The organism is Fictibacillus nanhaiensis, assembly GCF_019801215.1.
GTDB classification, from domain to species: Bacteria; Bacillota; Bacilli; order Bacillales; family Fictibacillaceae; genus Fictibacillus; species Fictibacillus nanhaiensis_C.
Window position 1 is genome coordinate 150,012 of record NZ_JAHVJO010000003.1, and the last position, 23,009, is coordinate 173,020.

Below are 23,009 nucleotides of genomic sequence, written 5' to 3' on the forward strand. Positions count from 1 at the left end.
AATCACTCTAATGGGTGATTGCACAAAAAAAGTGTGTCAAATCAATGACACACTTCTCATACCATTCCATTATCATATGCATAACTCGCTAGTTGAACGCGGTTTTGTAAATGAAGCTTACCTAATATATTCTTCATATGTGTTTTTACCGTATTTTCAGAAATGTTCAGCTCTTTAGAGATATCTTTATTAGAATAACCTTTCGCAACGAGTTGCAGCACATCTTGTTCTCTTGAGGATAAGGTTTCCTTCACTTCCCCATCTTTTTTGAACTCCTTCCAAATACGGAATGCCATTTCCTTTGACATCGGGATCTCATCCAAGGCGTACGCTTTTAATCCGTTTAAGAGATCGTCCGTGTTTAAGTTCTTTAATAAATAGCCTTGCGCCCCCCGCTTGAGTGCTTCAAACCAGTCCGTGATATCATACGAGACCGTCATGATGACTATCTTTACGTTTGGAAAAAGCTGTTTGATCTCCTTTGTTGCTTCGAACCCGTCCATTTTAGGCATCGAAATGTCCATCAATAGTAAATCAGGCAACAGCCTTTTCGTTTTCTCTATGGCCTGAATCCCATTACATGCTTCGCCAACAATCTCAAACTCCTTTTCTCCATCAAGGATTTCCTTAATCCCTTCCCGAGCAAGCAGGTGATCATCCACTAACAAAATTCTAACCGGCTGTGTCATGCGGCTTCCTCCTCTTTTTGGATCCGTATAACCGTTTCTCCTTTTACACTTTTGATACTAAATTCCCAGCCCATTGAAGAAGCGCGATCTTCTAAAATTTTTAAGCCAAATCCTTCCCGTTTCTGGTCATTTGAAAAGCCTCTGCCCTTATCCAAAACTTCACAAAACCATCCTGTTTTTTCACGCTTCGTACTGACCCACACGCTGTCCGTCTCAGCATGCTTAATGACATTAATTATCGCTTCTTTCACACAAGAGAAGAGTTCTACTTTCTCCTTAATGGTCAGTTCCTCTTCACTCAAATTCCATTCCCTATGTATTTTTATGGAATGGACGTTCTCAATTTCATCAAAAAATTGGTGCAGCGAGCTGGTCCACGTAATACCCGTTATCGCCGACTGAGTCCGGAGGTTCTGAATCGCACTTCGTGTATCATCATGTATGTGCTGCAGGGTTTTTTTCATTTTTTCATAATGACTGTGATTGCTATTCTTGTTAAGTTTATTTACCTGAACCGATAAAAAAAACAAGGATTGAGCAATGCCATCATGAAGTTCTTTCGCAATATTGCCACGCTCTTCCAAAACCGCTTTTTCTGAACGCTCTCTTTGCAGTTCATTCTGCATGCGCTCCAACTTTCCAAAAAGAATATTTAATAAAAACAAAGTCACTAAAAAGACAATAACAGCTGATAGCCAGTTTCCTGAACTCATTGAAATATAATTTGCTAATACGGTATGCCGCAAATACTCCCATAACCCTACAGAAATCGTGGGCAGCAAAAGAATAAGCCACTTTATTTGTTTATATGTCATGTAAAGGAATTCCCTTCTTCGTCACTATTAATTAAATAAATAGTAACACAAAAAAAAGGGCGTACAATACGCCCGAATTAGATGATTCCTGCATTCTTTTGCAGTCTTTTAGCGATTTCCATAAAATCTTCCTGTGAGATTCCAGGTGCAAACTCTTCAGGTACGGAACGAAGATCTGGAATTGGACCGCCCTCTGGTGCACCAATAACCACTTCTAATGGACCACCTGAGGGATGTTGACCGCTCCAAATGTATGCAATATCACGATAATCGTCATCACTAAATGTATACAGTTTACGATGACTGCCTTCTGCTTCAAACTTGCGCGTCGTTTCGAATGCTGCATTGTCTAGACTAGGTACAGGGAGCATCTTCTTTACATCCACACCAGTTACCATCTCAATCGCCTTTGCATAGGCTAAAACGTGGACTCCGCCTCGAACGAGCAGATAACCAATCATTTCACGTGCGACCGGGTTACTTGTCATCTCGTAAACTCTCATCTTATGTGTTCTTGCACCGCATTCTAAGAAAAAGTTGTGAAGAAGATCGAGCAATAAGTTTCCGCTGCTAAACACGTAATCCCCACTCCATGATTTGCCCATGGAATCAAAAGGAAAGGACGTTTGGGCCGTTGAAATAAAATGCTCTGTATTTCGTTTATCTGTTGCCGCTGCCATTGGTGTATCATTCACATTTCCTGCTTCTGTCGTGCCATAGATCATTAAGTTGATCGTATTCGAAACTAGTTCTACATGCCCAAACTCTTCTGCTGTAATACTTGCAACCAAATCATAAAACGGCTTCAGCTTTCCTTTTTTCCGAAAGTTAAACGACTGATACATATAGTTATTTAATGTAGACATCTCACCAAACCGTCCACCTAGAAGTGCCTGAACAGCAGCTGCTGCATTTGCATCTGGGTTAGTTGGTGTTGGAAGTGCGATCTGCAGCTTGTTCATCCGTTTAATCATGATGCTCCCTCCTCACATTCACATACTGTTTAGTTGTATGACGCAGAGGGTTTGTATTATTCGTCATTTCTCTGTACCAAAAGAAGGAAGCTTGTCTAACAAAAGAGAATGTTCTTTTTTATGAAAGACTCTGTTCTATATGAAAAAACCAAAAGGAGAAACAATGGATTATATTAAACATATTCGCTCTTTAGTCGGAAAAGAAAAAGTCATTATGGTCGTTTCCGGTGCACTGGTTTTTGATCAACAAAACCGCGTTCTTTTGCAGAAGAGAAGAGACAACCAACGTTGGGGTATACCGGGTGGATTTATGGAATTTAATGAGACGGTTCAAGAAACTGCTCGGCGAGAAGTGTTTGAAGAAACGGGACTGATCATAGGAAAACTTGATTTATTCGGCATCTATTCGGGCTCTAATCATGAAAAAACGTTTGATAATGGCGATCAAGTATCGATGGTTCAAATCATGTTTTCATGCAGAGAGTATAAAGGAAATTTGATTAAACAAAACGACGAATCCCTTGAAAACCGATTTTTTGAATTAAACAGACTACCTGCCGATTTATTTTTAGAGCATCAGTTATTTTTTGATGATCTGTTCTCCAATAAAGAAAAACCGATAATCGAATAGAGTTTTACGAATGGAGGAAATTAGATGGAGAACGTAAAAGAACAATATAAAAATGCTTCAAACCTGGATATCCGAATCCGTATCCATGAACAATACAGTACAAACCAAAAAGATTGGCACGAATGGCTATTTGAGCAATATGAGATTCCACCAAACAGCAGAATCCTTGAATTAGGCTGTGGCAGTGCAGCCTTTTGGATCAAAAATAAATCTCGAATACGTAATGAATGGAATATCACACTTTCTGACTTTTCACTAGGGATGCTGAAAGATGCTCAAACTCATCTGCAAGATGTATCGGGACTATCCTTTAAACAAATAGATGTTGAGACTATTCCGTTTGCCGAGGAAACATTTGATGTTGTTATCGCGAATCACATGTTATACCATGTACCGAATCGGCAAAAGGCTCTTTCTGAAATTAGAAGAATCTTAAAACCATCAGGGGTCTTCTATTCATCAACCATAGGTTTGAATCATTTAAAAGAGTTCGGAGATTTAATTTCTAACTATACTTCTAAACTGGATTACGGATCAGCCTATTCCCACGCAGAAGCTTTTGGGCTTGAAAATGGAGAGCGGCAGCTGAAACCTTTTTTTGATTCTGTAACATTAAAAAGTTTCCCTGGAGATCTTAACATTTCGAATACTGACGCGATTATTACGTACATCTTGTCTTCAGAAACCCCTGCCGCCAAGGCTCTTTATGGTGAAACTTTGTGCGGATTTAAACAATACCTTGAAAAGCAAAAAGAAAAAAATGGCGGTTACATTCACATAACAAAAGCATCTGGTTTATTTGTTTCTCGCTAAGTGGATTAAAAAAGAAGCTTGCCCATTCAAGCGGGCAAGCTTCTTGTCATGTACACTCTGGATAAAGCCTTTATTTCTTTGGCTTTCCGCCAACACCCCAATGTTTGTTCGGAACTTCCTGAATCAACACCCGGACTTGCTCTTTCTTTACTTCTAAGCTTTCTGCAGCTGCGTTTGTTAAGCTTTCCATCAAGTTACGAAGCTGTTCCTCTGTTCTTCCTTCAATGACATGCACATGAATAATCGGCATTTATTATCTCCTATTTTACATATCTCGAGGATAGTGTGACTGATCCTAGTCCCTCAAACTGCGCAACAATCGTGTCATCCATATCGAAAGAAACCGCTTCTGATAATGCCCCGCTTAATACGATATCACCTTTTTTCAAACCATCATTTCTCAGAGCTAGCTTTTGTACAGCCCAAGCAACAGCTTCTGCCGGATGACCGAGAACTGCCGAACCTGCACCAGTTGCAACCATCTCACCGTTCTTGCTCATCACCATGCCAATCCCCGCTAAATCCAGTTCCACTGGCTTAACCATCTTGCTCCCTAGTATCAGTTTCGCGGATGAACAATTATCTGCCACAACATCTGGCAGTGTAAAACGGAAATCTTTGTAGCGGCTGTCGATTACTTCAATCGCAGCCACCACATATTTTGCCGCCTTCATGACATCATCTGCGGTTACGTGTTCACCCATCAAATCTTCACCCATAATAAAAGCAATCTCTGGCTCTGCCTTCGGATGAATGAGTCGATGCTGCTGAAGGGGCTCCCATTCGAGTGCGAGCATGTCACTTAACAGATATCCGTAGATCGCTTCGTGAACCCCCATCATCTCCTGCTTTGCTTTGCTTGTTAGCCCAAGCTTAATGCCAAGACGTTTTGATTTTGTTTTATCCATCCGCCTTTCGATTAGCTTTTTTTGCAGATCATATGCTTCTTCTATTGAAAGGTCGGGGTATTGATCTGTAATCTTCACTACTTCTTTTACATCACTCTCAGCACGCAAAAGGGTTTCGATCACTTCTACATGAGATCGGTTTGTTACTGTCATTGTTTACACCTCCAGCTTTGCTTGTTTTGCTAATTCAGCGGCTACTTCAATGATGAGATCTTCTTGACCGCCAACTGCTTTTCTTTTGCCAAGCTCAATTAGAATATCCCGAGGGTCTATGCCAAACCGCTTTCCTGCTCGTTCTGCATGTAAAAGGAAGCTTGAATAAACGCCTGCATAACCCATTGCAAGACTGCCTTTTCGAATTTCCTGTGACCCAGGCAGCATCGGACCAATCACCTCTTCGGCCAAGTCCATCATTTTATATAAATCAATTCCTGTCTCTATTCCCATTCGGTCCAGAACGGCGAGCAAGACTTCGGTTTGCGTATTTCCAGCTCCGGCCCCTAAACATCGTACGCTCCCGTCGATTCGGGTAGCTCCTTCTTCCATTGCAACAAGCGTGTTGGCTACGGCCACTGACAAATTGTTATGTGCATGAAAGCCAACTTCGATACCAATGGAGCTTTTTAAAGCAGAGATGCGCTCTTTTACCTCATGAGGAAGCAATGCGCCCGCTGAATCGGTTACATAAACGCCTTGTGCACCATACGACTCCATCAGCTTCGCCTGCTCGACCAGTTTTTCAACAGGTGCTGAGTGAGCCATCATTAAAAAGCCCATGACTTCCATCCCAAGCTCTCGTGCCATTTGGATATGCTGTGCGGAAACATCTGCTTCCGTTACATGTGTCGCAACACGAACAAGACTTGCACCTAACTCATGGGCTTTTTTTAACTCATGAACCGTTCCGATCCCTGGCAGCAGCAAGACCGCAACTTTTGACTGATTGCAAGCAGCTACTGCTGTTTCAATCAGTTTCATCTCGTTCACAAGTGATTTTCCGTACTGTAGTGTGGAACCTCCTAAGCCATCTCCATGACTTACTTCTATATAATGCATTCCCGCTTCGTCAAGAGCTTTTGCTGCTTCATATACCTGCTTTTCCGTAAACTGATGTGCCATTACATGACTGCCGTCTCGTAGACATACTTCTGTAAATTTTAGCGGTAATTCACTATTTCGTCTCATGTGTGATCACCGCCTTATTCAAAAATGGCTCCTGGCCTAACAGATGCCCCGCGACCATCTCTCCTGCTCGTTTGGCTGCAGCTGTCATAATATCAAGGTTGCCTGCATAATTCGGAAAATAATCACCCGCTCCTTCTACTTCGACAAAAACGGTTACCCGGTTGCCCTCAAAAAGAGGCTCTTGTTTAAGCCTATAGCCAGGAACATAAAGCTGGACCTTCTTCTCCATTTCAGAGATGTATTTCTTTATTTTATCTTCATCCATTTGTTTCACTTCACAATAAATGGTCGCTCTCATTAAAATTGGCGGGTCAGCTGGATTTAAGATAATGATTGCTTTTCCATGATCTGCTCCTCCAACTTCTTCGATGCCTCTTCGGGTTGTAATCGTAAATTCATCAATGTTCGCACGTGTTCCGGGACCTGCACTTAAAGAAGAAATGGTAGCCACAATTTCACCATACGTAACGTCAGCAGCACGATTTACTGCATGGACAATTGGAATGGTCGCTTGACCGCCGCATGTAATCATATTGATGTTAGGTGATTCCAAATGATCCCTTAAATTAACTGGCGGACAAACGAATGGTCCTATTGCTGCAGGGGTTAAATCAATCACTGACTTACCCATGTCTTTTAAAAGGGGAGCATGACGTAAGTGTGCCTTTGCTGAGGTTGCATCAAACACAATGTCAGCGAGATCCGGCCGTTGCACAAAATCGTCAATACCATTCGTGAATACTCTGTAGCCTGCTGAGTTCGCACGCCTAAGTCCATCCGACTCTGCATCGATTCCAATCATGGCGGTCAATTCAATACAGTCACTTTTTTGAAGCTTGTACATAAGATCTGTCCCAATATTTCCTGAACCTATAATAGCTGCTTTTATCTTTTTCACTGTGAAAGACCCTTTCTACAGAGATTTTTAGTCTTGAAAAGTAATAGAGACGGAACCTAGTTTGCCAAATGTCGCTGTCACTTCATCTCCTGCACCCACGTCGATCGCAGCAGACAGTGCCCCTGGAAGAATCAATTCACCCGCTTTTAAAGAAATGTTATAGTCAGCAAGTTTATTTGCAAGCCATGCAATGGCATGAGCAGGGTGTCCAAGTGCGGCAGCCCCTGCTCCTGTTGCCGTCACTTCACCATTCTTCATTAACGTCATGCTCACCGTTCGCAAATCTATTTTTTCAATCTCTCTAAAAGGTTCACCTGTAACGGCTCGCGCAGAAGATCCATTGTCTGCCACTGTATCAATTAGCTTAATCTTCCAATCTTCTATTCTGCTGTCGATGATTTCAAGAGTAGGTACAAGTGCTTCAGTCGCCATTAGAACATCGACGTACGTCACATTCGGGCCCTTTAAGTCTTGGTTTAAAATAAACCCGATTTCTGCTTCTATTTTAGGTTGAATAAAATCTTTTCTTGATAAAACACTTCCAGAAGAGATCAGCATGTTATCGAGCAGATGACCGTAATCAGGTTCATCGACCCCAAGCATCTTTTGCATCGCTTTGCTCGTAAGCCCAATCTTTTTTCCAATGACTGCTCGTCCTTCTTTTAGCTGTCTCTTTACCCACTCTAGTTGAATTTCGTAAGAATCTTTAACAGACAGTTCAGGAAAACGAGTGGATAACGCTTCCATTGGCATTAATTTCTTTTCGGCTTCCATAAGTTCTTCTGTTAATCTTGAAAGAATTTGTTGTTGCATAATTTATTCCTCCCTTCTTTCTCCAAAGAGCAAAACGCGACTGGAATCCAATCACGTTTTACCATTTTTATAGTTTCATTGTTATCGTTTTCGCTTCTGAATAAAATTCAAAGCTATGTCTTCCGCCTTCCCTGCCGATCCCACTCGCTTTAGAACCTCCAAAAGGTGTGCGAAGATCACGTATGTACCAGCAGTTGACCCAAAGTAAGCCCGAATCTACACTTGCCGATACCCGCTGTGCTCTTCGAATATCGTTAGTCCAGACAACTCCCGCTAACCCATATTGTGAATCGTTTGCTATAGCGATTGCATCCTCTTCTGTTTTAAACGGAATTACGACTAGCACGGGACCGAATATCTCCTCTTGAGCGACTCGCCACTTGTTGTTCACATCATACAGCACAGTAGGTTCATAAAAGTTTCCGTTGCCGAGTCCTTCTATCCTTTTCCCTCCGCAAGCCAGTTTCGCACCTTCTTTTATACCGATATCTACATACGTTTCTACAGTCTCAAGATGGCTTTTAGAAACGAGTGCCCCCATATCGGTATTCTCATCGGTAGGATCTCCTACTTTGATTTTCTTTACCGCCGAAACAAACTTGTCCAAAAACTGATCGTATATACTTTCTTGCAGGAGCAAACGTGATCCTGCTAAACAAATCTCCCCTTGATTACGATAGATGGCATCAATCGATCCTTTTACCGCTTCATCTAGATCTGCATCTTCAAACACAATATTTGCCGATTTTCCGCCGAGCTCTAAAGAAACTGGAATCAAATTTTCTGCAGCATTTTTCATAATCGTTTTGCCTGTATTCGATTCACCGACAAACGAAATGCGGCGAACGTTCGGATCTTTCGTCATCGCAGCACCCATCGTACTCCCCGGTCCCGTAATGATATTTAACACACCTGGTGGTAGTCCTGCTTCGTTTGCGATATCACCAAACATAACTGCAGAAAGTGGGGTGTACGACGCTGGCTTTACAACGACCGTATTCCCTGCCGCAAGCGCCGCGGAAGCTTTCCATGTCATCTGCATAAACGGAAGATTCCAAGGGATGATTAGACTCGTAACCCCTGCCGGACTGTATTTGGCATATGACATTACGTTGTGTTTGTCATAATGCTCACTCACCATGTACTTGGACATCTCGGCAAAAAAACGAAAATTGGATGCGGCTCTTGGTATATCGAACCCGCGGCTTTCTTTGATCGGCTTCCCTACGTCAAGCGTTTCTATCATCGCCAGTTCGTCAACGTTTTTCATAATCAAATCAGCCATTTTACATAAAATATCAGATCGTTCTTCTACAGGCATCTTGCTCCAAACGCCGCTGTCATAGGCATTTTTAGCAGATTGAATAGCCCGTTTCGCATCTTGTTCACTGCCGTTTGCAACAAGCGCTAACCTTTCATTTGTTGCTGGGTTAATGGATTCAAACGTGTCGCGTGACAGAGCATCCACGTATTCTCCATCAATAAACAGTTTTGCATTTTGAACATTTATCTTTTGTGCAAGGGTTTCGAATTTCACTCTCTAGTCCCCCTTCTCTTCATCGATCTCGACAATCATTTCAATCTCAATGGCCGTTCCTCCAGGAAGCTGTGCCATTCCTACTGCGGATCTCGCGTGTTTTCCTTTTTCACCAAAAATGTGAACTAGCAGATCTGATGCACCGTTGATGACTTTTGGCTGATCTGTAAAATCTTCTGTACAGTTCACGAAACCTAGCAGCTTAACAATTCGTTTCACTTTGTTTAAACTGCCAAGTTCGTTCTGAACAACGGCAAGCAGGTTCAACATGGACTGTCTTGAAGCTGCATAGCCTTCTTCAAGGGAAAGAGTATCTCCCAGTTTTCCATGAAACTGATCTACACCTTGTCCTGCTGTAAATAGCAGATTGCCGACTCTTACACAACTCACATAATTTCCAACAGAAGGACGAACTTCTGGCAAAACAAGTCCTAAACGTTCAAGCTTATCCTCCGGTGTTTGAATGACTTGCAACAGCTGCACCCCGCTTTCGTTTTTCAAGATTTAAAAAGCTTGCAGCATTTCCTCCGAGCATGCCCTTGCGCTGTTCCTCTGTCAGCTCGAGTGTCTCATCTAGTACTTTTCCCGGGTTCACTTCACGTAAAAGAAAAGGATAATCCGACCCCATGAAAATTTTGTCTGAACCAAATCGTTCCATCATGTAACGGATGTTCATTGGATCATAATTTAACGAATCAAAATAAAACTGTTTCGCATAATGACTAGGTGGATGAGTCGTTAGCCGTAGATGCGGCCACACCTGCCACCCTTGATCAAGTCTTGGTATCAAATATGGAAACGAACCTCCACCATGCGCAAAACAGATCTTCAGCTTTGGGAATTTCTCCATCATCCCACTCCATATAAGTGAGGCAGCAGCAAGTGCTGTTTCGCTTGGCATTCCGATCGTGTACATAAAATTATGGGTGGGCATACGTTCTCGTCCTAACGTTTCCCATGGGTGGATAAACAGCGGAACTTCCCAATGCTCTGCCATTCTAAAAAACTCGATAAACGATGGATGGTCCAGGTTTTGCCCGTTCACGTTCGTTCCGATTTCAATACCATGAAGACCCAGTTCATTCATGCACCGATCCATTTCTCGAATCGCTGTTTCGGCATCTTGCATCGGAACAGTTCCTAAACCCGCAAAACGATCCGGATATTCATTCACCGTCTCTGCAATAAAGTCGTTCTGAATCCTCGCCATCATTTCGGCTTGTTCAGGAGGTGCCCAGTATGAAAAGGTTACGGGAATGGGAGAAAGGACTTGAATGTCGACTCCTTCACGGTCCATATCAAGAATTCGTTTTTTTGGATCCCACACTTGGTCCGTGACGTCTCGAAAGTTTTTTCCGCCTACCATAATGGCAGCACCGCACGTGCATGTCCGGTTTAGTACCGGCCACCTTTCCCCACCATACTTTTTTGCAAAGTCAGGAAACGACTCTGGAATAATATGTGTGTGAAAGTCGATTCTTAGCACTTCCATTCCTCCACATTCTCTGGCATGTGATAGCCGCAGTCCTTGCACAAGCGAACACGTTCATTGGAATTAAAACTATGAATCGCTTCCTTTACTTGTTTTTCGATATCACTTAATTGAACGGTTACACGGTGCATTTCCGAATCACAGCGGTCACAGAACCAAACGAAGTCTTCTAGTTCTCCTTGACCGCGTTTTCGTTCAATTACAAGTCCATAAGAATCGGCAACACGATGTGGTGAATGCGGAACCATTGCTGGAAGCATGAAGACGTCTCCTTCTTTTACTTCAACAACCTCACGCTTGCCTTGATTATTGATGATCTCTACATAACAGCTTCCTTTGATCTGATAAAAAAACTCATCTGATGGATCCACATGAAAGTCGCGCCTTTTGTTTGGTCCGCCCAAAATCATAGCGATAAATTCAGAATCCTGCCAAATGACTTTGTTGTTTACCGGGGGTTTGAGCAAGTCTTTGTTTTCATCGATCCACTTTAATAGGTTAAAAGATTTTAACGTTGTACTCATTCTAATGACCTCCTTTTATTTCGCCAGCTTAGGCTGGTCGGTTACGAAGTTTTCCGTTACTGAAAGTGCTTCCTCTACCATGGAGAATTTTGCTCTTCTTTTATATCCGTTATAAAAAATGGCTCTCTTACGGATTGGGTCTCCTGTATAGTACCTTTCGTACTGAACGAGACGCTGTCCAAATGCTTCTCCACATAAGTCCCATGCAAGTTTAAACAGTTTAACGCGTTCAAGAGAATCCACACCATCTCGACCTAAATAATATTTATCAATCTCACCGCGAATCTCTGGTGCATTAAAATCATTACCAGTCGGTGACATAAGTAAGCCACCCGCCCCAATGATCTGAATCACCTCAATGGCTCTTGGATACATTTTCGGCAGCATGCCGCGAATCGTTTCAAGCGCTGCCGCACTTGGCATCACCTCACCAGAAGCTGTCGTCTCATACTCATATTCAGCAACCCTCAGCAACGACCGAATCACTTCTACGTTCTGAACGAGCTCTCCAAGGTCATTTTGTACGTTAAGGTAGCCATCTACGCCGATAGAATCTGCGAGTTTACAAGCGACTTCTGTTGCAAACGCAAGCTTCACATACCCTCTAACCCCTGATTGATGGGCTGGCTGCTGAGCAATTCCTGTTTTCGGGTATAAAAGGTTCGCCGCTTCGACGTTGTTATAGAGAAAAACACGATCCCACGGAACAAGAACATCGTTAAATACGAGGAGTGCATCCATTTCTTCAAACCGTGATGCGAGTGGATGATCAAACTGCGAACGCTTTCCATCCTGCATCGGCTCGCGGCAGATCAGTTTAAGTCCTGGCGTGTCAACCGGTAACGCAAAAGCCAGCGCATATCGCTCGTCACCCGGAGCAAAGCCTGGGAAGGAGTAGATGATGACTTCGTCGGTAATCGGTGCTAACGTCGCAAGCATTTTTGCTCCACGAACGATTAATCCCTCAGGTGTCTCTTCCACTGCTCCTAGATGAGTGAACATGTCTTGTTGTCCATGGGAGTTTTTGCTGCGGTCATTTTGTGGGTTGATGATGGCATGAGTTAAGAACAGATCATTGTCTCTTATATAGTTGTAATAACTTTTAATATTGGTGGACCAATCGGGATTGTACTGATCCAAGAACCATCCGTTGTGTGCCATACCTGTTACGACGACGTTTAGAAAATCTGGTGTACGACCCATGAGTCCAAACGTTGACTTAGCATAGATCTCAAACAGCTGACTTCTAGCCATCATCTGATCGTAGCTTGTCGGATGTAAAAATGCGTTGTTCACCCGTTCACCCGTCTCTTCACAAATGTGGGTGATTGATTCTTGATAGGCCGGATCATGCTGCATGTCGTACAGCTTTGCGATCTCTACAATCGGCTGTTTAAAAACAGGTTCGTTTACAATATCCGTAACTCTTCTGCCCTCTAACCAGATTTCTGGCGAACGCGATTTCAGTCCTTCGATATATTGAGCCCCAGTTCTAATTCCCACTCAATCTACCTCCTATTTTTTTGATGTTCGAATTTGTTACCACTATATAAGAAAGCGCTTACAACGCTCAATGGAGTAATTTCATATTGTGAAATGTTCAGAAAATTTATTTATTTCCTAAGCCCACACAATACCCTATTGCATCATAGTTTACGAGTACATCCTTTCCAAAAAAAAGAGCTCCTTGTTAAAAGAGCTCTATTCCTTTTTAAAGACCGATCATTCTTGGAATCCAAAGAACCGCATCTTCTAAATATGTGATTAAAAATAATACAGCTATGGCCAGTGCCAGAAATGGTGCAGATGATTTAACTAATTTTTCAAACCGTACTTCAGCGATAGAAGAGACGATAAATAAACCTGTTCCTACCGGTGGTGTTAGAAGTCCGATCGTTAAGTTAATACAGATGATCACCCCAAAGTGTATCGGATCAATTTCAAAAGCAGTAAGCAATGGCATAAACACGGGCACTAAGATAATGAGTGCAGCAATCCCATCTAACACCATTCCAACGAGCAATAACATGATATTGACTAAAAGTAAGAATACTAAAGGATTCTCAGAAAGTGACAGCATGCTGTCTGCGAAAAGCTGCGGAATCTGTTCAAACGCGATCAGCCAACCAAATATATTAGCCATGGCAATTAAAAATGTAACGGTCGCAGTGCTCACAACGGTGTTAATCATAATCTGCGGAAGCGTCGTCCATTTTAATTCCCGGTAAAAAAACATGCCAACCAAAAATGCGATCACACATGCTACAGCTGCTGATTCAGTCGCTGTAAACGCTCCGCTTAAGATTCCAACGATAATAACGAAAGGCACAACTAAAGCAGGCAATACTTTAACCGTACTGTTCCACATCTCTTTTCCTGTGGCACGCTCGCTTTTTGGGAAATTGTATTTATACCCCATAAAAGCGATCAGACTGATAAATCCTGCTCCATAGATTAAGCCTGGTATGATTCCGGCCATAAACAGTCCACCAATGGAAGTGCCAGAAAGTGTCCCATAAATAATAAAGATCATACTAGGCGGAATGATGGGAGCTACGATCGATGAGGCGAGTGTTAGAGAAGAAGAGAATTCTCGTGAATATCCTTCTCTCTCCATTTCAGGCACCATGATTTTACTCATCATGGCTGCTTGCGCGTTCGCTGACCCGAGAATAGAAGCTAAGAACATGTTGGCTACAACTGTTACGTATGCCAGTCCCCCTCTTACGTGACCCACGAACACCTTTGCAAACTTCACAAGGCGTGTCGTGATTCCCCCGCCATTCATAAGTTCTCCTGCTAACATAAACAGAGGGATTGCCAGCAACCCAAAGTTATCAAGACCTGAATACAATCTCATAGGGGTAGAATCTAACAGCGCCGTATTCCCATTCAGAAAAAAATAAACAACCGTAATCATTCCTAGCACTAAAGAGATAGGGATACCCATCAATAGAAACAGAAGAAAAATTCCAATAATGAGAACAGCGGTCATAATCCTGCCCCCTTTGTTTTAATGACTTCTACCAAATGTGCAATCACATGGACACACGCAAAAGTTAAACCAATCGGAACAGCGCTGTAAGGAATCCACATCGGCAGTAAAATACTTGTAGATTTCTGAAACGCTACACCATCTGAAAGAATCCACGTGTACGTGTATGTCAGAATGAGTACGAGAAAGAGGATGATGAATATTTGACTAAACACTACGATCCACATCTTTACTCGTTTTGGACAATAATCAAGCAATAGCGTAACAGCAGCCTGGGACTTATTCTTAAGCCCCAAGCTCCCTCCAATAAAACTGATCCAAATCAACAAAAACACAGCAACTTCCCCCGACCAAGATAGAGGTGCATTCAGAAAGTAACGGAATGCGACAGAAAGGGCGACGATTACTGCTAATGCAAACATGAGGATTAGAGCAAGAAATTTTTCAATCTTAGATATTCCGTTGCTTAAGCTCATCATGCTGATTCCCCCTTTCCTTCAACTTACTTTCTTACAGAGTCGATAAATTCTTGAATTAGCGGGTTAGTCGGTCCATATTTTTTATCAAATTCTTCTATAAACGGTTTGAACATATCCGTGTCAATCGAATAGATCTCCATTCCGTTGTCAGCTAATTCTTTTTTGAACTCTTCTTCTTGGCCAGATCTTGTCTCTACAGCAAAGTCAGCTGCAGCTTTTAACGCTTCACGAACAATGTTCTGGTCTTCTTCTGACATGCCTTCAAACGTCTTGCTGTTCACCATGGCAACCGCCGGCCACACCATATGATTAGTTACTGCACCATATTTTGCAACTTCATAGTATTTATTTGTGATTGCTGCATCGAGGTCCATATCCATTCCATCGATTACCCCAGTCTGTACGGCAGAGTACACTTCAGGCAATGGAAGCCCTTCTGTGGAAGCACCCATTGATTTGTAGAAATCCTGCATCGGCGGACTTGGTGTTACACGTAGTTTCAGTCCTTTCATATCTTCAGGTTTTTTCACTTGCTTGTCTTTAAACAACATAACGCGCTGACCGGCAAACAAATAATCAAGCCCTGTAATTCCTTGTTCGTCAAGTGTGGCTAAAATCTTTTTCGCAGGTTCCGATTCTCTTGCTTTATGTGCCTCCTCTAGATCTTTAAAGGCATATGGCGCGAACCAAGCTGCAAATGAAGGAGAACGTGAGCTTGTGTAAGCCGCAGTGATAAAGCCAAAATCAACCGAACCCGACTCAATCTGCTGCATCATATCCGCTTCACTTCCGAGCTGTGATGAAGGATAGATTTCTAGCTCAATTCTTCCGTCTGATCGTTCAGCTAACTCTTCCTTAAACTTCTCAGCCGCCTTATGCCACATGTGTGAAGGCGGGGTAATATGAGCTAACTTGAACTTGTATGTCTTATCATTAGCTGAGGCATCACCGGAACTCGCTGAATCTTTTGCTCCACTATTGCATGATGTTAGAAGAATCAAAAGCAAGAAGAATGAGAGAATCACTTGCAATTCTTTTTTCAATTCTATTTCCTCCTTTTTTATTATGTAAGCGCTGTCATAATACGCTAATATAACCCAGTTCTTTTGAAATAGACTCAGCTGTTTTTACTACATGATGAATCATGTAAGGTGTATCCTGCCCAAGCATGTAAGATACGGGTCCTACCATATTTAGTGCAGCTATGGTCTGTCCGGTATACGATTTTATAGGTGCTGCAATACCATAAAGACCAAGCTCATTTTCATTATTGCTTATTGCATATCCGTTTGCTCTGATTGATGAAAGTTCATCTTTCAGTTTTTCAACACACGTAATCGTGTTAGGAGCACGGCGGAGAAGCCCTCTTGAGATGGTTGGCTTTATCATTGAGGGGTTAAAGCTAAGCAAAACTTTTCCCGTACTTGTACAATAAGCTGGCTTTGTATCTCCGATAAATGTAGGTACTGGGACTGAATTTGAAGAAGCAACACGCAAAACAAATCGTACTTCCCCACTATCGAGCATCCCAATATGTACGGTTGTGTTAAACCGTCGAACAAGGCCTTCGCATAACGGCAAAGCCTCCGTGTTAATGTCTTGCTGATACATCACATGGTTGCTCCATTCTAAGAGCTTCCATCCTAATCTATATTTTTTCTGACTGTCTTGAATCAGTATGCCTTCTGAGCAAAGCGTCCGTACTAAGTGATGTACTGTGCTCGCATTCATGTTTAGTTTCTCTGCAATCTGCAAGTTTCCTAGTGCTGGTTCATCCTTGGTGAAACAGTTTAATATCCTTGAAATTTTCTGAACAGATGAGATCACCAATTCTCCCCCTCAAACGGATACGATTTAAAAGAATGTCAGCTTAAAGACAACCACCTCTTCCTTCACCAATATGGGTTCATGGTAATGATAAAGATGATGGCATACAATGGTGTAATTTCATAATATGAAATCTCTTAAAATATTTTTTGAATAGTTAGAAAATTATTCGGACTATTGAAGGATAGTGATTATTAGTAAAGAAGAAGTATAGGTAAAGTAGTTCACCTTACATTTCGATGTTGCCCTTCCTTTTACCTACTAGAAGATTTCACTTTTTAATGAAAAAAATGTAAACTGTATATAGCTTTTACTTTCTCATTCAATTACTATATGTAGTATAATTACTTTTACATATAAAATAATTTTGGTTGTTTTTTCATGATCTTACATTGAAAGAGGTGTGAGCGTTGGACATTACCGAAAATTTGATTTCGTATATGGATAAGAATCTGCCTACTTATTTACAAGATTGGTATGGAAAAGTTGTCATATCAAACCTTGACATACATAAGGACAAAGTGATTGAGAATGCTTTACATATGGTTGGTTTAGTTAAACTTTCATTACGCGGACAGCTTTCACCTGAAAAAATTAAGGAGCTCGCGTATGAAGTGGCGCATCAACGACTTGAAGCCAAGATTAACATTGGGGAGTTTGTTTACAACGTAAATTTGGGCCGTAGTGAAATTGTTAGGTTTGTAACAGGCTCTGGTATCTCAATTGAGCAGCTTCAGCCCGTTATTGAAAATATTAACTCTCTTTTCGACGAGTTTTTATATCATGCTGTTAAAAAATACACCCAGCTTAAGGATGCGGAGATTCAAGAAAAGACCCTTTTTATTGATCAAAGCCATAAGGAACGATTAACCATTCTAGGGCAGATGTCCTCCAGTTTTGTTCATGAATTTCGGAATCCCTTAACTGCTGTTATGGGTTTCGTTAAGCTCATGCAGCAGGAGAATCCCGGGATGAAGTATATTGATATAATCAGCCATGAGCTGACTCAGCTGAATTTTCGAATCTCCCAATTTCTTCATGCCTCAAGAAAAGGGGTACAGGAAAGAGAAGCAGAAGAGTTTGCACTGGAGGATCTATTCACAGATATACTAGATTTCATGTATCCAAGTCTTGTAGATGCTGACGTCAATGTGGTACCAAGAATCGATCCGACTATAACTATTCGGGCACACAAAGATGAGCTTAAACAAGTATTGTTAAATCTCATCATGAATTCCATTGATGCTCTGAGACAAAAAAAACAGAATCGCCGGCTTATGATTTATAGCAAGATTGAAGCCGAGTCAAACGTACATATTATGATTTCAAATAACGGACCTGCTATTCCTCCAGAAACGATCAAAACCATTTTTGAGCCGTTCTTTACTACAAAGGAGCTTGGTACTGGCATTGGACTTTTTGTGTGCAAAAGTATTATTGAAAAACACAACGGAACGATCCATTGTTCTTCCACTGACGAAATTACAACGTTCACCATCGTGCTACCGCTCTATGCCCCAACTGAAGAAGAAGATACTTCACTCATTAAGGTAGAAAAAGCTTAAATGTCTGAGCTTTTTTCTTTTGCCTTCATCATTTCAAGCAAGTTGCGCTCATATAAAAAAGCCTCTGCATAATGTGCAGAAGCTTTTGTCTTTTTAATGCACCGTTCCTCTGTATAGCGGCATCGAACAGCAACGGAATGAACCGCCAGACTTTATGATTTCTGAAATATCTACTTCGATGACATCATATCCTCTTTCGTGAAGTGCTCTATTCACTTTTTCATTGCATGGAAGACTTAGAACTTTTTTGTTTCCAATGGATAATACATTAGTCCCCATCGTAAATTGTTCCTCTTTGTTCACTTCAATACAATCAAAACGGGAAGTGAGAAACTTCAGGGTTCGTTCATCAAACGCCTGAGGATAAATAAGGGCTTCTTGTTCAGATAAAATATTAAACACACAGTCCAAATGCAAATAGATTGGGTCAAAAGGTACTGGAACAACCGTCATATCAGGCAATTCGGATTGCAATTGCCGAATCGTTTCTTCTGATGTTCGGCCACTAACACCTATGAAGACAGTTTGGCCATGAATGATTACGTCACCGCCTTCTATTCGATCACCTTCAATAAGTGACAGATTGATCTGGTGTTCAAGCAGCCAGTTCCGAAGTACTTTTTCCTCACCATCACGAATGGTGCTTCCCATTTTTGAAACAAAAACCGTTTCACCTATTGTAAAACCGATATCACGGGTAAAGACTTGTTCTGGAAATTCTTCCATCGGTGGAAGTTTATATACATCCACTCCGTTTTCTAATAACTTTTTTACAAATTGTTGATGCTGTTTCATTGCTCGTTTCATATTGATATTGTCTTTAGCAAAATGTCGTTGCGTTTCATTAATCACTTCATCGATCTTCATAAATCTAGGTTCACAAACAATCACTTTTTTTAACACGCCATATTCACTGTCACAATTCACGAGTTGGTGTTCTCCTTTTATAACGGTAGCCATTTAGAATCCTCCATGTAATCATAAGGTATGTATTAGGCTCTTCCCGAAATCATTAGTATGGTAAACGTTTTTTGCACCTTTCATTATTCTATTTTTATTTTTCCCAAAAATGGCTAAAAGTTAACTGCTTACTGAATTGAAAAAAACCACCCGAGCAAACGAATCCACTCGGATGGCTATCCTTATTTTGTATGGTTATCTTACGTTTTATTCAGCGCTATTTTCTGGTCGAAGAAATGCGTTCTTTTCTTTGTATTTTTTTATTTCAATATGAGGATAGTGGACGTCCACAAGTGTTAAAATTTCATCCAGAAGTAACTCAAGTTCAGCTACTGAGTTTTGTATGTTATCCACTAGAATGCTTGTTAGCCGCTTGTCCAAGTCATTAGGCTTAATCTCCATAGAGCTGATCGTTTGATGCATCCATTTAAATGCTGGGTGATGTACATACTTCTGATTTAACCCGAATAGGATGCCAAGCAAATTTTTCTGAGTAGAACATATAACATCCATTAACATTAACCAGTCTTCCCGATCCTCAAGTGCTCTCCGATTGTTCCAGCGACTACCAAGCTCGAGGTTTTCAAGAATCATTTTTTCAGCAAGTTCACTTGGGTATTTTTCAATTTTCTTTTTTAAATCAAGAATCAATTCATTTCCATATAAACTATGACCATAAAAAATGGATGCTAATATACACTGTTTGTCATAATTCGTTTCGTGATGAAGAACAACATCCTCAATGTACGTTTCTATAGTAGTTACTAAGAAATTACTGATCTCTAACTTAATGTTGTGAGTCAGATAGGTTTCTGACCACTCTTCTTCTTCATAAGGATAAAAATCTAAAACGTTCCCGTTTACCACATGGATTGGGGACATCCGTTCTGAATCAGTTGGTGCTTCCTGCCAAAAAATATGCAGTTCAATATCTGAGTGTTTGTCTTGCCATCCCCTTGAAACAGAACCCGCGAGCAAAACCGCTTTTACCTTTTCGTTCCTTTTATAGATCGATGCCATTTCTTTTGCTACATTCATTAAATGCATTTCTATACTTTCCTTTCATGATAATTAAAAAAAGTTATATAAACCTTCTTCAAAATAATGATAATCTGCTTCTGTTATAATTTTTTTACCGTACCCTGCAAAAAACATTTCTTTATCTTCTTTCGTTTCAAAGGCGTTTGGCTTTGGACGTATGGCTAAGGAAACATCGTATCGCGGATCACCAAAAGCTCCCCCGCTCCAATCAATGATACTTGTCACTTTCCCGTCTTTTACTAAAACATTATCTAACGTAAAATCACCATGAATCAGCGTTTGAGGATGAAAGGATGGACGATCTCGCCTTAACTTATCCAACAGATCTCTTGTGCCTTCCGTTCCGTAATTTTCAAGATTGAACTGTGCATTTTCTAATTGTTCATCAAGCCAAAGTTTATCTCCCATTAATTCATTCGGGCACGTTGTAATATGTACCTTTGCTAAAGTTTCGCCAAAACTATAAATCGCCTTGTGCCTGTTTTGTTGATCTTTTTCTTCATATAAATAGTTTCTTAGCGTAACACCTTCTAAATGTTCGGTTAACGTCCATGATTGCATAGAGTCAGCATCAGAAACAAAATGAAATAGTCTCGGTACAGATAGATCTGTCACCGATAAGGCTACAAGAACCGATGCCTCTTGAGACAACCACGTTCTGAAAAGTTCCCCTTTTGCTCTTTTCACCACATATCTTTCTTTATCCGTATGAAGGATACCCACATCAGAAGTGTATCCTTGCTTAGGGAACGTCATATTATTTATTTTCCCCGTGATATTTTTGAACTGCAATGGAATTTCATCAATCGTAACTGGATTCATTTCAATTTTCACTCCCCCATAACACCCTACTAACAAATGGGAATTATTGATAAGATTAGATTATCATAAAAATAAGAGGAGAAATACACGTGTTTATAGGTGATAGAATCATTTTAAAAAATATAGCTTCTAAAAAAAGTATTAATGAAATGACATATATATTGTGCGTTAGAGCAGGATGGAAATAATAAAAGTAAACAGATAATAAGAACTTTGCTAGGAGAAAATGATGAATTCTATTAAAGGTTATCAGGTTCCACAGAATGTTTTATGCAACTGGGAACAGAATTGGGTTCCAGACTTTGATCTTTTTTACTTTGTAGAGAAACCGGAGTGTATTCCTGTTTATACAATTGAGGAGATAAACAAAAAATTTCTCACATTAAATGTTCGAACTTCTTTTCTTACGTGGTCTATCGATAAAAGGGCTAAGTATGTCAGTCATGTTTCCAACAAAGATTTTTTAGCGTTGCTTCCACATGTCAAACGAGAAATTATAGCTGAACAAAAAAGATTAAACAGAGGTCTCATGTTTACCGAAATTGAAATGAGGAGTTTGCTTGAAGGACTCGACTTGACCGATCAAAACGAATGTTTAGTTATGTTAAAACAAAACGCTTATAATGATGAAATCGTCTCTTTGCAAGGTCACATTTGGAGAAGACTTTCTTATAAAACGCGTCAAACTATCTTGGTAAACTATGCAGATTTGTGGGTGGATGAACATGCTTTAGATAATGGGGAAATAGTTCACTACAGAAATAAGTATCCCAACTTATCTGCATACATCAATGTTTTTCCTGGACAAAACGGGCCTAATTGCCTTGCCTCTGTTATAGCAGGCATCACGAATTCTGCGTCATCCATTCATCAATGGATGCAACAAGATACGTTTTTACAGCTTCTTTTTGATAGCAAGTATGTGGAAAACGAAACAAACCGTTTATCAGCCTCTGATGTAATCGTTTGGTTTGATTTACATGATCGTCCTGTACATGCAGCCCTTTTATTGAGTGAGGAACACGCGTTTAATAAAAATGGGCAAACGATGTTTCATCCGTGGCAAATTATACGAATAGATCATTTAATGGATTGTTGGCAAGGGTATCGTTTCACAATTTACAGAAAAACGTAAAAAAAGGGCTCTGATAAGAGTCCTTTTTTCTATATTCCCACGTTCATTTGGATTTCTCCCACGTTATTTGGGATTTATCCCACGTTATTTGGATTTATCCAACGTTATTTTAGAAATGTCCGAAATTCGACAAATTAGCTTTAAACCGATAACACTCTAAACATCTTAAGCTTTATTTATGATGAAACGGGCATTTGCCGGTAATCGGCTCTACATCGTCTCCGATAAAATACTGTTTCCATTCCCGATGCTCAGGATCTCCGTAATGACTGATGTTTGGATGCTTCGGCAAGTTATCCCATTTCTCCACGCGTTCACGAACTTTTTCACGGGACATGCTGCCGCCCGGGGATGTGCCTTCTAATCCTTCAAAAATACGGCGTGGCTGGAATCCAAGAACTAAGCTGTTTCCGAGATCTCTCGTTTTTCGTTGCTTGTAAGCCGGTGCATTCCCGAACACAAAATACGGTTCTTGATTGAACGAAAAAGCAAACAAGTGATGATCAGGATCTTTAGGAATTTGTTCTGGCCAAGGCTGATCATCTGTTTCGTGAAGATATTGGAGAATCTTCCAAAAGTACTCCCTGTAGTGTGGGATGTCCTTTTCTTCCTTTTCTGGTTCAACGAACACAAATAAGCCGTGACGAATTAATTTTGGAGCGTCAAAGAGTTTATTGAATTCTTTTATCGCTTCAGGCAAGTTGGACCAGTCGTCATGCGTCATATAAGCATAGCGAAGTTCCCCTTTATTTTCTGCAGCCATTCCGAAATAACACGGAAACGTTTTGTCCGTCACCGTTTCATGAAAAGTCTTATACTCTTCAATGACCCATGCCGGCACCCTTTCTGGATTTGTCATATCTTCTTTTGTCAGCAAACTTAACTGTTTCGTCTCCACTAAACCAC

At 40.9% G+C, this 23,009-nt stretch carries 25 protein-coding genes; 4 read left to right on the forward strand and 21 right to left on the reverse strand.

Annotated features, from left to right (window positions below):
- Positions 1-56: 56 nt before the first annotated feature.
- The 3 genes from KUV80_RS13725 to KUV80_RS13735 all read right to left on the reverse strand — a co-directional run bounded on the left by KUV80_RS13725 (position 57) and on the right by KUV80_RS13735 (position 2,478).
- Positions 57-689, reverse strand: a complete 633-nt coding sequence (locus KUV80_RS13725; protein WP_222463313.1) for a response regulator — start codon at positions 687-689, stop codon at positions 57-59.
- On the reverse strand, positions 686-1,504 hold the full coding sequence (locus tag KUV80_RS13730) for a sensor histidine kinase (RefSeq protein ID WP_222463314.1): 819 nt from the start codon (positions 1,502-1,504) through the stop codon (positions 686-688). Before KUV80_RS13730 ends, KUV80_RS13725 begins: the two co-directional genes overlap by 4 nt.
- A 77-nt stretch (positions 1,505-1,581) precedes the next feature.
- A complete protein-coding gene (locus KUV80_RS13735) occupies positions 1,582-2,478 on the reverse strand; it encodes a manganese catalase family protein (protein WP_222463315.1) in 897 nt (298 codons plus the stop codon).
- A gap of 163 nt (positions 2,479-2,641) precedes the next feature.
- Between KUV80_RS13735 and KUV80_RS13740 the strand changes: the two genes are divergently transcribed.
- Complete coding sequence (locus tag KUV80_RS13740; protein ID WP_222463316.1) at positions 2,642-3,109, forward strand: NUDIX hydrolase; 468 nt, start codon at positions 2,642-2,644, stop codon at positions 3,107-3,109.
- A gap of 24 nt (positions 3,110-3,133) precedes the next feature.
- Complete coding sequence (locus KUV80_RS13745; protein ID WP_222463317.1) at positions 3,134-3,922, forward strand: class I SAM-dependent methyltransferase; 789 nt, start codon at positions 3,134-3,136, stop codon at positions 3,920-3,922.
- Between the two features lie 70 nt (positions 3,923-3,992).
- Here KUV80_RS13745 and KUV80_RS13750 read toward each other — a convergent pair whose 3' ends face one another.
- The 14 genes from KUV80_RS13750 to KUV80_RS13815 all read right to left on the reverse strand — a co-directional run bounded on the left by KUV80_RS13750 (position 3,993) and on the right by KUV80_RS13815 (position 16,580).
- Positions 3,993-4,172 carry a 4-oxalocrotonate tautomerase gene (locus KUV80_RS13750; protein WP_222463318.1) on the reverse strand — a complete coding sequence of 60 codons (180 nt, stop codon included), beginning with the start codon at positions 4,170-4,172 and terminating at the stop codon, positions 3,993-3,995.
- Between the two features lie 10 nt (positions 4,173-4,182).
- On the reverse strand, positions 4,183-4,983 hold the full coding sequence (locus KUV80_RS13755) for a 2-keto-4-pentenoate hydratase (protein ID WP_222463319.1): 801 nt from the start codon (positions 4,981-4,983) through the stop codon (positions 4,183-4,185).
- A 3-nt stretch (positions 4,984-4,986) separates the two neighbouring features.
- Positions 4,987-6,015 (reverse strand): 4-hydroxy-2-oxovalerate aldolase, encoded by a 1,029-nt coding sequence (gene dmpG / locus KUV80_RS13760; protein WP_222463320.1) that lies wholly within the window; start codon positions 6,013-6,015, stop codon positions 4,987-4,989.
- Complete coding sequence (locus KUV80_RS13765; protein ID WP_222463321.1) at positions 6,002-6,913, reverse strand: acetaldehyde dehydrogenase (acetylating); 912 nt, start codon at positions 6,911-6,913, stop codon at positions 6,002-6,004. The genes dmpG and KUV80_RS13765 overlap by 14 nt, the downstream gene beginning before the upstream one ends.
- A 27-nt stretch (positions 6,914-6,940) precedes the next feature.
- Complete coding sequence (locus KUV80_RS13770; protein WP_222463322.1) at positions 6,941-7,726, reverse strand: 2-keto-4-pentenoate hydratase; 786 nt, start codon at positions 7,724-7,726, stop codon at positions 6,941-6,943.
- Positions 7,727-7,793: 67 nt separating this feature from the next.
- Complete coding sequence (locus KUV80_RS13775) at positions 7,794-9,263, reverse strand: aldehyde dehydrogenase (RefSeq protein WP_222463323.1); 1,470 nt, start codon at positions 9,261-9,263, stop codon at positions 7,794-7,796.
- A 3-nt stretch (positions 9,264-9,266) separates the two neighbouring features.
- Positions 9,267-9,737: a RidA family protein gene (locus KUV80_RS13780; protein ID WP_222463324.1), complete on the reverse strand. Its 471-nt coding sequence runs from the start codon at positions 9,735-9,737 to the stop codon at positions 9,267-9,269.
- Positions 9,709-10,755: an amidohydrolase family protein gene (locus KUV80_RS13785; protein WP_222463325.1), complete on the reverse strand. Its 1,047-nt coding sequence runs from the start codon at positions 10,753-10,755 to the stop codon at positions 9,709-9,711. Before KUV80_RS13785 ends, KUV80_RS13780 begins: the two co-directional genes overlap by 29 nt.
- The gene (gene nbaC / locus KUV80_RS13790; RefSeq protein WP_222463326.1) at positions 10,743-11,279 is read right to left on the reverse strand and encodes a 3-hydroxyanthranilate 3,4-dioxygenase; all 537 of its coding nucleotides are present in this window, start codon (positions 11,277-11,279) and stop codon (positions 10,743-10,745) included. Before nbaC ends, KUV80_RS13785 begins: the two co-directional genes overlap by 13 nt.
- A gap of 15 nt (positions 11,280-11,294) precedes the next feature.
- Positions 11,295-12,782, reverse strand: a complete 1,488-nt coding sequence (locus KUV80_RS13795; RefSeq protein ID WP_222463327.1) for a 4-hydroxyphenylacetate 3-hydroxylase family protein — start codon at positions 12,780-12,782, stop codon at positions 11,295-11,297.
- 208 nt (positions 12,783-12,990) lie between these two features.
- Positions 12,991-14,274 (reverse strand): TRAP transporter large permease, encoded by a 1,284-nt coding sequence (locus KUV80_RS13800; protein ID WP_222463328.1) that lies wholly within the window; start codon positions 14,272-14,274, stop codon positions 12,991-12,993.
- Complete coding sequence (locus tag KUV80_RS13805; protein ID WP_222463329.1) at positions 14,271-14,753, reverse strand: TRAP transporter small permease; 483 nt, start codon at positions 14,751-14,753, stop codon at positions 14,271-14,273. The genes KUV80_RS13800 and KUV80_RS13805 overlap by 4 nt, the downstream gene beginning before the upstream one ends.
- A gap of 23 nt (positions 14,754-14,776) precedes the next feature.
- Entirely contained in the window at positions 14,777-15,796 is a 1,020-nt protein-coding gene (locus KUV80_RS13810) for a TRAP transporter substrate-binding protein (RefSeq protein ID WP_246625224.1), read from the reverse strand.
- 34 nt (positions 15,797-15,830) lie between these two features.
- Positions 15,831-16,580, reverse strand: coding sequence for an IclR family transcriptional regulator (locus KUV80_RS13815; protein WP_222463330.1), 750 nt, complete (start codon positions 16,578-16,580; stop codon positions 15,831-15,833).
- Positions 16,581-16,990: 410 nt separating this feature from the next.
- Here KUV80_RS13815 and KUV80_RS13820 point away from each other — a divergent pair, with 410 nt between their 5' ends.
- Positions 16,991-18,145, forward strand: a complete 1,155-nt coding sequence (locus KUV80_RS13820) for a histidine kinase N-terminal domain-containing protein (protein ID WP_222463331.1) — start codon at positions 16,991-16,993, stop codon at positions 18,143-18,145.
- Positions 18,146-18,238: 93 nt separating this feature from the next.
- Here KUV80_RS13820 and KUV80_RS13825 read toward each other — a convergent pair whose 3' ends face one another.
- The 3 genes from KUV80_RS13825 to KUV80_RS13835 all read right to left on the reverse strand — a co-directional run bounded on the left by KUV80_RS13825 (position 18,239) and on the right by KUV80_RS13835 (position 20,980).
- Positions 18,239-19,105 (reverse strand): dimethylarginine dimethylaminohydrolase family protein, encoded by an 867-nt coding sequence (locus tag KUV80_RS13825; protein ID WP_222463332.1) that lies wholly within the window; start codon positions 19,103-19,105, stop codon positions 18,239-18,241.
- A gap of 207 nt (positions 19,106-19,312) precedes the next feature.
- Entirely contained in the window at positions 19,313-20,152 is an 840-nt protein-coding gene (locus KUV80_RS13830; protein WP_222463333.1) for a DUF4037 domain-containing protein, read from the reverse strand.
- Positions 20,153-20,176: 24 nt separating this feature from the next.
- Positions 20,177-20,980 carry an aminoglycoside phosphotransferase family protein gene (locus KUV80_RS13835; RefSeq protein WP_338083502.1) on the reverse strand — a complete coding sequence of 268 codons (804 nt, stop codon included), beginning with the start codon at positions 20,978-20,980 and terminating at the stop codon, positions 20,177-20,179.
- A 217-nt stretch (positions 20,981-21,197) separates the two neighbouring features.
- On the opposite strand from KUV80_RS13835, the gene KUV80_RS13840 reads away from it, so the two are divergent.
- Complete coding sequence (locus tag KUV80_RS13840; protein ID WP_222463334.1) at positions 21,198-22,103, forward strand: hypothetical protein; 906 nt, start codon at positions 21,198-21,200, stop codon at positions 22,101-22,103.
- Positions 22,104-22,275: 172 nt separating this feature from the next.
- Here KUV80_RS13840 and KUV80_RS13845 read toward each other — a convergent pair whose 3' ends face one another.
- Entirely contained in the window at positions 22,276-22,962 is a 687-nt protein-coding gene (locus tag KUV80_RS13845; RefSeq protein WP_222463666.1) for a YqcI/YcgG family protein, read from the reverse strand.
- Positions 22,963-23,009 lie beyond the last annotated feature (47 nt).